This window comes from Bacteroidia bacterium, assembly GCA_023228875.1.
Lineage (GTDB): Bacteria > Bacteroidota > Bacteroidia > NS11-12g > UBA955 > JALOAG01.
The window spans coordinates 113,003-125,628 of sequence record JALOAG010000001.1 but is presented as its reverse complement, the minus strand read 5'-3'; the positions used below and the strand labels follow the sequence as shown (position 1 = coordinate 125,628).

Annotated in this window: 6 protein-coding genes; 5 read left to right on the top strand and 1 reads right to left on the bottom strand. The window is 38.8% G+C overall.

Translation table 11 applies throughout. The annotated features are described in order from the left end of the window. Window positions 1-78 precede the first annotated feature (78 nt). From M0R38_00565 to M0R38_00545, 5 genes are all read left to right on the top strand, one after another. Window positions 79-675, top strand: a complete 597-nt coding sequence (locus M0R38_00565) for a T9SS type A sorting domain-containing protein (protein ID MCK9480239.1) — start codon at window positions 79-81, stop codon at window positions 673-675. Window positions 676-1,300: 625 nt separating this feature from the next. Then, entirely contained in the window at window positions 1,301-2,956 is a 1,656-nt protein-coding gene (locus M0R38_00560) for a T9SS type A sorting domain-containing protein (GenBank protein ID MCK9480238.1), read from the top strand. Window positions 2,957-3,290: 334 nt separating this feature from the next. Next, entirely contained in the window at window positions 3,291-4,112 is an 822-nt protein-coding gene (locus M0R38_00555) for an NAD(P)-dependent oxidoreductase (GenBank protein MCK9480237.1), read from the top strand. A 124-nt stretch (window positions 4,113-4,236) separates the two neighbouring features. Further along, window positions 4,237-5,742, top strand: a complete 1,506-nt coding sequence (gene lysS, locus M0R38_00550) for a lysine--tRNA ligase (protein MCK9480236.1) — start codon at window positions 4,237-4,239, stop codon at window positions 5,740-5,742. 182 nt (window positions 5,743-5,924) lie between these two features. Further along, the gene (locus M0R38_00545) at window positions 5,925-8,531 is read left to right on the top strand and encodes a lamin tail domain-containing protein (protein MCK9480235.1); all 2,607 of its coding nucleotides are present in this window, start codon (window positions 5,925-5,927) and stop codon (window positions 8,529-8,531) included. 63 nt (window positions 8,532-8,594) lie between these two features. On the opposite strand, the gene M0R38_00540 is transcribed toward M0R38_00545, so the two are convergent. Continuing rightward, window positions 8,595-12,617, bottom strand: a complete 4,023-nt coding sequence (locus M0R38_00540; protein ID MCK9480234.1) for an Ig-like domain-containing protein — start codon at window positions 12,615-12,617, stop codon at window positions 8,595-8,597. Window positions 12,618-12,626 lie beyond the last annotated feature (9 nt).

The window sequence follows — 12,626 nt, the reverse complement described above, 5'->3', positions numbered from 1 at the left end:
GGCTCACTGCTTGCCCCGCTTCTTAATCATTTTAACAGCATAAAAAAAGAATGGGAAATGGCCACAGCAGGTAGTTCAATGTACAGTTCCAAAAAATTGGTTCATTCGAATTACAATGGCTCTTTCTCGCCTTTTGCCATTGGTAATGGACCTACTCCTTTGCCTATAAGTCTGATATATTTTGAAGCGGTTCCTGATTATGCAAAAAAACAGGTACAATTAATGTGGGAAACATCACAAGAGATAAATAACAGTAATTTTGATATTCTAAGGAGTGTTGATGGTATAAGCTGGGAAAGCATTGGAAGTATCAAAGGTTCCGGAAACAGCTACCAAACAAATGATTACTCGTTTTATGATTATATTCCTTTAGAGATAAACTATTATAGATTCTTGCAAGTTGACATAGATGGAAATAGCACTTTAGGTCCTATTAGATTAGCACAGTTTATTGATAATCGTTCATACAACTTGTTTCCAAATCCTGCAAATCATTCATTGAGTATTGATTCAGAACAAATTGGAAGTACGGTTACGATTACAGACCTAAGCGGACGAATACTACACAGGAGCGTGGTCACAAGTGAACATACAACAATAGATATCTCAACTTTAGCTACCGGTTTATATTTTGTAAAAATCAATGATTCGGTAGTAAAACTTATCAAAGAATAAAAGGAAGAACGAAACTTCTCCGGTAATTTAATCTGATTTAATCCGAATGCTGCGCATCGCTATGTTACTATAAACACCTTGCTGTTATTACTACTTTTTTGTAACTTTACAAGAAACATATTTTATACATGATGAAAACAAGGGTATAAGACCACTGCAAAGTAGAATCATAGCTAGTAATATGAGAAATGCTTATGTAATGAAAAAGGTATGTATATGCAATAGCAAAATACAACTCAAAGCCACAAAAATATCATTGAATATTCGTCTAACTACCATCAATAAACCAATCAGTATAATATAGAAATAATATAAAGTATTTGTAAAATAATGGTTCTAGAACAAATTCTCATTACTAAGCAAAATAACACAGTCCATTTTTTTACAAGCAAAATACTATAACATATCTAAACAACCCATAGAAGTTTAATTGCATAAGATGCACAAAATCAACCACAAAACTCCAAGAAAAACAAAATATACAACCCAAAATAGCGACAAAAAAGATAAATCTGAAATTTTATTATCATAACTTAAATTTTGAAAACTCATGACACCTCTTAAGTCAATGAGCTTTCTATAAAATATAATATATATATTTGCTATTCTTTAACCCCTAAAAAACATGAAAACACTAAAGATTAAACACAGTGCAGTTTATTTCCTACTATCACTGCTCAACAGTTTCACATTTGCACAAGTTCCTTCTGTAGAATGGTCGCGAACTTTTGATGGCGCGGGATTACATGACGAAGCAAAGTTTGTCCGCTTAGATGCACAGGGCAATATAATAGTTACAGGTACCACTAATTCAGGCACATCTTCTACATATGTTGATGTTATTACTCGGAAATATGCACCCAATGGTGATTTGTTATGGTCTCATAAGTGGAATAATGACAATCTCAATTTCAGTGATTACCCAAGAGATATGGACATCACGCCTGACAATAGTATCATTGTTACAGGATACAGTAAAATCGATGCATCTTCTTCTAATAATTCCGATATGTTTGTTTTCGCTCTGGATGCTGACGGTAATTTGCTATGGTCAGACAGCATCAGAGGGTCCGGATACCTCTCCGGAAGTATTAATATAAACCAGAATAGAGGTACTTCTTTGCAGATTACTGCTTCGGGTGACATTATTATAACTGGATCAAGTTCAGGCAACGGTACAACCGAATTCGACCAAATGCTATTGGTGAAATATAATTTGTCAGGTCATCGCCAGTGGCTAAGATACTTCAACAATTCCAACATACATGAATATGCTGATTACGGGCAAAGTGTTGGAGTGGATGCTGCCGGTAATGCATATGTATGCGGTGTAACTACTTTAACAACAACATGGCGCGATATGGCTGTTTGGAAAATTGATAGTAACGGTGATTTCAGATGGATAAATACCATACCGGGACCTGTAAATAACACGAGCGAACAGTTTGATAATATCAATGTTGATGCTAATGGCAACTCATATTCGCTTGGGATTAATTCAAATGTTAAGTTTTATCTGGCTAAGCATGATTCTACCGGTGCAAAGCAATGGGATTATGTGTTTGACACGGTAAATGTTAATAACACTGCTTCGTTCACAGGTGCAGATATGCCATTAGTGCTTGACAATTCGGGCAATCTGATTGTTGCCGTGAACATGAACACACAAATGGGCGTTGCTAAATTTTCGCCTGACGGAAATCTGCTGTGGTTGAAATTATATGGCGGAACAGGGCAATGGAGTAATCACGTTTATCATGTTGTAACTGATGCCAATAATAATATTTATGTTGCCGGTTCATACTCTAATGCCGGTTCATCATACTTTGATTTAGGCGCTTTCAAATTAGATGAAAACGGAAATCAGCTATGGTCTTACAGCTATGACGGACCCAACAACCAGAACGATAAAGCACACTCCATCGCCATTGCGCAAGACGGTTCCATTTACCTCGCAGGATTTTCAAGCGGTCATTCCGCTTCTGCTGATTTATACTTGGTGAAGCTGCAGCAAAGCCCAACTAGTTCAATAGCGACACCCATCACTAATAACCTTATAACCATTTATCCTAATCCAGCCAGCAATATTGTTACTATTAATAATATTCCTAGTCATTCAACCATAAGTATTATTGATATGACAGGCAAATTGATTTATTTCGCTACTAATTCGAATACTCAAGAAACGATAAATACAGAAAATCTTGTAAACGGAGTGTATTTTATTCAAGTGGAAAACAACAATAGTGTTACCAATAGCAAACTAGTTGTAAATAAATAGAATATTTTTTCATCATAATACCCTCTACTTTGTGAAAGGTAGGGGGTTTTTGTTTACTGCGCATCGCGATTTTACTATAAACACCTTGCTGCTATCACTACTTTTTTGTAACTTTACAAGAAACATATTTTATACGTGATGAAAACAAGGGTATTATTATCAGGCGCATCCGGCAACATCGGACATGAGGTGCTCAAGCAACTTATCGCACAAAAAAATCAATTTACAATCTCGGTATTTGATTTAAAAACTAAGCACAGCAATCGGATTTTCTCGAAATATCAAAATTGATATTCAGATCTTTTATGGAGATTTATCTAAACCGGAGGACACTATCGAACCATCACTAAATCAGGATGTTGTTATTCATTTGGGAGGAATTATCCCTCCTTCGGCATATAGAAACAAAGAGATTACTGAGAAAATTAACTTTATAGGCACCAAAAACCTTATTACAAATCTCGAAAAAAATTCACCGGATGCATTCTTTGCTTTCAGCTCCTCAGTTGCAACCTACGGAGACCGGCTTAACAATCCAAACATCAGTGTAACCGATGCTTTAAATACCGTTGGTGATTATTATGCCGTGAGCAAAATCAAAGCAGAAGAGGTGATTCAAAACAGTAAACTTCGCTGGACTATTTTCAGATTATCCGCAATTATGGGCGCAGACAATCACAAAATGAGCGGAATTATGTTTCTAATGCCATTAAAAACTCCTATGGAAATTACTTCACCGGAAGATACTGCAAGGGCATTTGTAAATAGTATAGAACATCAACGAGAGTTAGCGGGTAAAACATTCAATTTAGGAGGTGGTGAAAAGAACAGGATTATTAACAAAGACTTTCTTCAAAAAAACTTTGAACTCTTTGGTTTGGGCAAATTGGATTTCCCGACTTATGCCTTTGTTCAAAAGAATTACCATTGCGGATATTATACGGATAGTGATGATTTAGACAATATTGTTCATTTTAGGCAAGACACTTTGAACACATATTTTGAAAAAGTTCAAAAAAGTGTATCTGCAATTCAAAAGTTAGTAACAATCCTTTTCAGGCGCATCATAAAGGGGAATCTTTTGGCTCAATCAGCTCCATACACAGCGTTTAAGCAAAATGATAAAGAGAAGATGAGTCATTATTTTGATGAATAAAATTGGCTGATACATGATTAATTAGTTCTAAATATTGCTTCATTTTATATTGATAGAAAACTAATCGCATTAAGCAAGTAAATATACAAACAAGGATTATTTTCGCAGACTCAAAATAAAGGCAATGGAACTGAACGAGCATCAAATACTACGCAGACAAGCTTTGGATGAAATAAGAAAAGTCGGTATTGACCCATATCCTGCTGAAGAATACAAAGTGAATGCGTCTGCACAAGAGATTCTGACCAATTACGAAAACAATAAAGTAGAATATAAAGATGTTTCATTGGCAGGAAGACTCATGACACGCAGAATCATGGGCAAAGCCTCATTTGCAGTATTACAAGACAGCACAGGAAGAATCCAACTGTATTTTAACCGTGATGAAATTTGTCCGGGCGAGGATAAAACACTCTATAATGACCTCTTTAAGAAATGGCTGGATATTGGCGACATCATTGGTGTAAAAGGGTTTGTATTTACTACACAGACGGGCGAAACTTCTGTTCATGTGAAAGAGTTCAAATTGTTATCAAAATGCTTAAACCCGCTCCCACTCCCTAAAGAAAAAGATGGTGTAATTCATGATGCTTTTACAGACCCCGAACTACGTTACCGTATGCGTTATGTAGATTTAATTGTAAATCCGCAGGTTAAAGAAACTTTTGTGAAGCGTACCAAACTCATTCAATCATTGCGCAACACCTTTAATTCTCATGGATATTTGGAAGTTGAGACTCCGATTTTGCAACCCATTCACGGAGGAGCAGCAGCGCGACCTTTTGTTACTCATCACAACGCATTGGACATGACCCTGTATATGAGAATTGCCAATGAATTATACCTAAAAAGATTAATTGTTGGCGGATTTGAAGGCGTGTATGAATTTGCAAAAAACTTCAGAAATGAAGGCATTGACCGCACTCACAATCCCGAGTTTACAGGTATGGAAATTTATGTGGCTTATAAAGACTATGAATGGATGATGAATTTTGTGGAAGAGGTGATAGAAAGAGCAGCATTAGATGTAAACGGGACTACGGAGGCCACAGTAGGAAAACACAGCATAAACTTTGCAGGTCCTTATAAAAGGATTACAATGTTTGATGCAATTAAAGAATATACCGGAATTGACATCAGCAAGATGGATGAAAGCGAATTGCGTGCAACTTGCAAAAAGCTCGGAATCGAAACTGAGGAAAGCATGGGTAAAGGCAAATTAATTGATGAGATTTTTGGAGAAAAGTGCGAAGAACATCTCATCCAGCCTACTTTTATTACGGATTATCCTATTGAAATGAGTCCGCTAACCAAAAAGCATAGAACAAAAGAAGGCTTGGTAGAAAGGTTTGAATTGTTTGTAAACGGCAAAGAAATCGCCAATGCTTACAGCGAGTTAAACGACCCAATTGACCAGCGCGAACGTTTTGAAGACCAATTAAGACTTGCAGGCAAGGGTGATGATGAGGCTATGCCTTTGGACGAAGATTTCTTGAGAGCACTTGAATTTGCCATGCCCCCAACTTCGGGCTTAGGTGTTGGTATTGACCGCTTAACCATGTTACTGACCAACCAAAGCACAATCCAAGAGGTTTTGTTCTTTCCTCAAATGCGGCCTGAAGCTAAATAAGGATATAGCGAAAGGTCTTTGTACTCTTACAATATTCTTCAGTTTTAATTGTATTATCCATATTCTTTGTGTCTGCTAATAGCGGTGATTTCTCTATTGCATTGCTGTAAATAGCAATTAATGAATTAAATACAGTTTTTAATTTATATTTGTTTTTCCAATGAATCAGTTATTGCTTGCTTATGAAAACCATCAGATATATGGTGTTGGCATTTGTTTTCTTTTGGAAATTCTCTTGCTTACAAGCACAAATTGATGATGTGTTTGATTATGATTCGCTAAGATACAACACTGAATGGGAGGGAGATACGCAGGCATTTATTATTGACAACTATCGTTTACGCTCCAATTCTGAACTTGCCAATGCAACTTTTTTTTTAAGCAGAAAATCTTTTCACCATGACACTACAGAATGGTTGATTCAGATGGAGCTCAAGTTTAATCCCTCTTCTGCTAATTATGTTGATTGGTTTTTGATGGCTGATACCGGTCATTTGCCTTCTGTTAAAAACGCTTACTATGTCAGAATTGGCAACACCAAGGACGAAGTAAGTTTATATAAAAAAGTGAATGGACAAACCCCTGTTCTGCTTATAGACGGCACGGATGACATACTCAATAAAAGTAATAATTTGTTGACGGTTCGTGTGCTCAGAACTTTTGAAGGCACATGGTCGCTTTCGGTCAATACGCAAGGACAGTTAAATCCAATGAGCTTAGAAGGAGTAACCACCGACACAACGCTTTCAGCACTGCCACATACAGGCTTGCTTATCAGACAATCTACCGCATCCTTTTTTCAAAAACATTTTTTCAGTTTGTATTACATGGGTAAGGAAATACGCGACAGCATAGCTCCGTATTTATTGCAAAGTAATTGGATAGGTGAAGACAGTATTTCATTGGTTTTTAGTGAGCAATTAGATTCCCTTGCTGCCACCAATCCTGCAAATTTTATTTTAGCCCCCTCTCTCATTATTCAATCTATTCATCTTTCTGACAGTAATACAAAAGTAGGATTGAAACTTGCTTCACCCCTTGTTTCTTTAACAACATATACACTTACACTTAAAAACATTACCGATGAAGAACAGAATTCTATGAGGGATACCTCACTTTCTTATCGCTATTTAAAACCCGAGTCTGCAAATCCGTATGATTTGGTAATAAACGAAATTATGGCAACTCCCAGCCCCTCGGTTGGTTTGCCCGAATATAGTTATATTGAAATTTACAACCGTTCTGCAAAAGTGATTGACTTGACGGGTTTCAAGTTGGCGGACAGGGTGAGTACTGCAACAATAAGCACCTTTCTTTTGCTCCCTGACAGTTTTCTTATCATCTGCTCACATTCAGGCGTTGCTTCTCTTTCAATTTTTGGAACTACCAAAGGTGTAAGCAATTTCCCGACTTTTAACAAAACCGAAGACGATGTCATTTTGCGCGATGCCAATAACAATATCATTCACAATATCCGCTATACAGATCGGTGGTATGGCAATGAATTCAAGAAAAATGGCGGGTTCAGTTTAGAAATGATAGACCCTTCCAACCCTTGTGGAGGTAGTGAAAACTGGGCTGCTTCTACGCACCTACAAGGAGGTACACCGGCAAGTCATAATACTGTTAAATCGTCCAATTCTGATAATGTTGCTCCTACTTTATTATCGGCTTACCCTCTCAACCCCTCTATTATAGAACTTAGGTTTTCTGAGGAACTTGATTCGTTTTCATGTATGAACACCAATCAATATACCATCAAGGAACTGTCCATCAGCCCTGTGGCGGTTACGCGATGTTTTATGGGTATAGTCCATTTGCAATGGGATTTTGAGTTTGAACCCAATATTGTTTATACACTCGCCCTCAAAGGTCTTAGCGATTGTTCCGGCAATTTTATAAACGAAACCTCCATTCGGGTAGGCATGTTTGATACCATTCAAAAAGGAGATATTTTAATTAATGAAATACTGTTCAACCCGCCTGCTGAGCTTTCTGAATTTGTCGAAATCTATAATATCAGCAATAAAATTTTAGATTTAAAAAATTTGCGTTTAGGAAACCTCAAGGACGATGGCAGTTTTAGAGATTTTACAACACCTGTTTCCGATGGAATGTTGCTTTTTCCTCAACAATATGTTGTTTTTTCGACTTCGGGCACTGACTTGTGTACTTTTTATACATGCTTGCAACCAAGGAATATCTTTCGTGTCAAGTCTATGCCTTCGTTTCCACAAAAGAGCGGAGGAGTTGTATTAACCGATTCTAAAGGACAAGTGTTAGACAGTTTCTTGTATAATGAATCTATGCACTTTAAAATGATTACCGACAAAAAAGGGCTAAGTCTGGAACGGATTGAATTTGAACGACCTGCCACAGACCCTACAAATTGGACATCAGCCACTGCCAATGCAGGTTTTGCTACCCCCGGTTATGAAAACTCGCAATCTCGCAAGCCTTCAACATCTATCGGACAAGTATGGTTAGACCCGGAAGTTTTCTCCCCGGACGGCAATGGAATTGACGATTTGCTCAATATTAGATTTAATTTAGAAAAAAATGGTTTTGTCGCCAATGTATATATCTATAATGCGTCAGGGGTTTTTGTAGCACATCCAATCAGAAATCATACAATAGCAAATTCTGGTACGCTCATTTGGGATGGGTTTTTGGATGCAACCACAACCCGATGTCCAATCGGTATTTATATCATTCTATTTGAAGCGTTTCACGAAAATGGCGATGTGGTCAGGAAAAAGATAGCTTGCACATTGATTAGCAGTTATTAAACTAAAGAGGCTGCCCGATACGGGCAGCCTCTTTGTTATCTCTTAATTTCTGTATAGTTAAGTTTAATCCAACTTAATAAAAGCGGATTTCACTTTGAGAACTCCTTTGTCTGTTACTCGGATATAATACGTTCCTTGCGGCAGCCCACTCACATCTATCTTGAGTTCATTGCCCAAGCCTCCTTCGCTCTTCATTACCTGTTGACCAAATGCATTGTATATCTCATATCCTAATTTTCTCGATGCCATGCCGCTCAAATTCAACTCTTGGTAACATGGGTTCGGAAACAACATCACTTCTCCTACTAAGTCGGTACCCATCTGCAACTTGGCTATGCGCAAATCAGAACGGATGCCGTCAAAGTCGGTTTGCGAAATCTTATAATATACCAATGGCTCCGGTTTTGTGTAATCTGTGAGTTGATAGTTGTTCTCTTGAAAACTTGTGCCCGCTCCTTGTACATCTCCTACATGTGACCAAGATTCCTTGTCATAACTGCGCTCTATCGTGAAGTAGGAATTGTTCTGCTCTACTGTGGTTGTCCAATAGATGTCAACATAACTGTCAAAGCCTATTGGCTGAAATCTTATCAACTCTATGGGCAACAGATTCAAATCAAATACCTGAATATACAGTGTTGCTTCGGTACATGCGCTTCCCTTACATACATGATATGGGAAAACTGCCGTACCCAAAAAGGCAGATACCGGGACAAAACTATAACTCCCATCAGAGTTGATTGTTAAATTACCGATTGATGGATTGTTGATAGCTTGAGGTGTTACATTCCAACTTCCTCCTGAATTCGAAAAGTCATTGGCTAGCAAGCCGTTGGCTGCCGATACATTGACTGTAGTGGCTGTAAACGTAAATCCGTAATCATCCGATGCCACAGTTGCAACAGGAGTTGATGGAGCATTGACTGTTATAACTACCATTTCTTCTTTACACAAAACGGTTAAGGCTTCGCATACTTCATAATAAAATGTATCCTGACCGTAAAAACCATTTTTGGGTCTGTATTCTATATTTCCACTACCATTCACCGAGAGAGATTGGCTGTTTTTAGCACTTACACTTATGGTTGGATTTGCTAATGTGCCGAGAGCACCTATTTTTCCATATATATTGGATATGTTGTCATTGGCGCGTACATTAATCGTTACGGTTGCCGGATTCGAATCATGTCCATACATGATCACCATATCCGGATTGGTAATAGGGTCGTTGGAGTTTACTTTAGGATCGCTCACATTGATCTCCAACAACTCTTCCATACATACTGCATTGGGCGTGGGAGTACATGCGTTAACTTTGTAACGATAGGTGCCCACATTGCTTCCTGAAAATGTGTAGGTGCCATCCGGATTGATGCTGAAACTTCCGCCTAACGGATTGCCCGCAAGACCTCCACCGGAGATGTAAAGATATCCTGCCGGCAAAGGATCGTTGGTTGACACATCTCCGTTTATGCTCTTATTGACTGTGGTGGCTTGCATATCAGGCTCGGTTATTTCATTGTCTATCATGATATAAATAGTAGCCTTTTCGCATGCCACGGGGGTGCCATTGTCACATACTTCATAATCAAAGCCGGTGAATCCCTGAAAACCTATAAAGGGTGTAAACGTATAGTTGCCGTTGGAACTGAGGGTGAAATTTCCTACTCCCGGAACATTTATGTTTTGCGGAGTTGCACTCTGGGTATTCCCCTCCAGATCGATGTCGTTGTTGATTACGTTGCCGCTGACCGGCTTGTTTTTTCCACCTTTTTTCATGTCATCTACGCCCAAGGTCGTGTTTTGAATACCCAACCCGTTTACTGTGATTTTTTGTATGCCTGTATCACATAATGCAGTAGGTGAGGCATCGTTACATACTTTATAAAAATAGGTGAAATCCCCTACAAATGTGGACACCGGAGTAAAGGTTACAACTCCGGTGGATGAATTGATAGAAAAACTTCCTGTATCACTCGCAAAGGATGCCGTGAACGAACTTGTTATACTTACACTGGAGGGAACCAATGAACGCCCTGTTGCACCGGCATAGTCGTTATCCAAGGTCTTGATGGCTACTGCAGTGTTCTTTTTCGTTGCTACTATGTCGGTAGCAGCAGCCGGTGGATTGTTTAATGTGGTGGGGTCGGATAGGTATATAGTGAGATATTCTACTTCACAATTGCTCACTTGACCCGGATCGCAAATCGAATCTACATAGATATATGTCCCGGCTTTGTCCGCACTAAAGGTATAGCTTCCATTGGCACTCAAACTGATATTCGGGGTGCTGCCACTTGGTTTATGGATGAGGGTGGGACTTGTGTTGTATGGTGTGGCAGAATAGGATATGTTGTCATTGGTTGCTATTGTGCCTGATACAGTTGTGTTGATTAAACCGATATTGTAGTCAGGATTGGTAAATTTACACTTTAAAACGGCTGTCTCAAACGTGTCTTTTACGACTCCGCACACATTGGGAAGGCTGGACTCTAACTTAATATAGCCCGGTTCTTTGAATTTAATTAAAAATGTATCAAAATGTACACTGTCTAAAGTGGCTATTCCGGAAGGTGTTTGCTGTATAAATGAATATGAAGCCCGTCTTACCGAAGTTACTATAAAATCTGACTCGTAGCATAAACCGGAACCTCCAAAGTTAATTTTGGGTTTTGCAGATGCAGTGGGTTTGGACGGTGCTCCGCAAATATCTACAGGTGCGGATGCAAATGTATAAGAACTCTCCGTTGCTGATGCACTTGAGCCATTACCCATACTGCCGTTAATTCTGTGTCCTACATAACCAAAGGTGGAGGAACACTGTTTGATTACCATACTGGTGTGAGCGCCTGTTTCTACTGTCAACATACTATCGCCTGATGCGCTTAGCCCATCTGGTTGGTCTGGATCATAAGAAGAACTTCCTCTTCCAATCATACTAGTATTACTATTACCCCAAGCATATATTTTTTTATTAGCATTTAATGCGTTGACTGACATTGCGTTACTATTATTATAAACTCCATGTTCATTGGGGCTTATCCATTTTATATTGTTCATATAAGTGGGAGTATTACTATACTGACACTGTACCCAGCCTCGTCTTTCAGTTGTGGTGAAATCACCTAACTGACGATAGTCATTATTACCCAGAGCATAGAGCTTACCATTGGTCATCAGAACGTAATAGCTGATTTTATCGGTGGAGGAGGTAGAGCCTATCATTTTGATAGTTCCTGTCGGTTTGGTCATGCTTGCTGCATAATTAAGGTTGTTTGCGGCTGTGTTATCACCAAGATACACATTGTTCCCCCAGGTCCAAATATTACCGCTTCCATCCAGCGCAAACAACCCACGATATGAACCCCTGCAAACAACAATGTCTGTAAGCCAATCAGATGCTCCGGAACTTTTTCTAACTCTATACCAAGTAGTTGCATTGCCACTATTGCCATTCCCTCTTAACCTAGCCTGTTGTGACAACACCCAAACATCTCCGCCACAAGTAGTAATTGCAATGGTTTGATAAGTTACAAACAGCATTTTAACATCTCCGGGTTGTATTCCGTTTGGTAATCCGGTAGAGTCTGCATTAGAAAAAGTTCCCGCACCCAAGCGCTGGAAAGCGGTACTTGAAGTGTGGGCATTATCAATCACGGTACCCTCAGTTCCCCAAGCAAACAACCCGTAGGTAGTAAGCAAAATGAATTGGTGAGAAGTAGTTGTTGAACCAACGCCCGCTTTTAGCGGTGTGCCTTTCAAACCGGTGTAATTGGTGCTGTTAATCACCTTAGGGCTTAGGTTGCTACCTGCATCATTTCCCGCAGGACCGCTTTGAGCACCCCAAGTAGAAAAAGTTCCGTCTCCATTTCTTACAATCGTTGCATGGAATGCAGAAGTCATGTTGTCGTATTCTATCGTAGCAGCCGTATCATTAGAATTAAATCCGTAATTGGATAAATTCGTATTAGGGCATCCGACAACTGGAGTAGCACATATAGATTGTGCATTGGTTTCGTTTATGCACAAAGCAAATGCTGCCAATGCTATACTATATTGAATGGTGTTTGTAATTAATCTTTTCATTGTTTGTGT